General features: G+C 48.0%; 1 protein-coding gene. It reads left to right on the top strand.

Annotated features, from left to right (window positions below):
* Window positions 1–12: 12 nt before the first annotated feature.
* The coding region (locus J0695_RS46700) for a GTP-binding protein (protein WP_505383663.1) at window positions 13–300 on the top strand (288 nt) is incomplete at its 3' end.

The following is a 300-nucleotide window of genomic DNA, read 5'->3' as shown; positions in this document are numbered from 1 at the left end:
ATTGAAGAATATGTGAATGTCAGAGGCGTGCCGCTGCGTCTCGTCGATACAGCCGGGATCCGCGAGACCGAAGACATCGTCGAGCGAATCGGCGTTGAACGTTCAAGACAGGTATTAAAAGAAGCAGATTTGATTTTGCTTGTCCTCAATTACAGCGAGTCCCTTTCAGATGAAGACATCAAGCTCTTTGAAGCAACGAAGGGAATGGACATCATCGTCATTGTCAATAAGACCGATCTTGAGCAAAAGCTTGATCTTGATCGGGTTCGGGAATTGGCTGGGAATCAGCCTGTCGTGACG

This window comes from Streptomyces beijiangensis, from assembly GCF_017315755.1.
In the GTDB taxonomy this organism is placed as follows: domain Bacteria; phylum Actinomycetota; class Actinomycetes; order Streptomycetales; family Streptomycetaceae; genus Streptomyces; species Streptomyces beijiangensis.
Note: the sequence above shows the minus strand (reverse complement) of the source record. Positions and strands in the feature narration are given on the sequence as shown.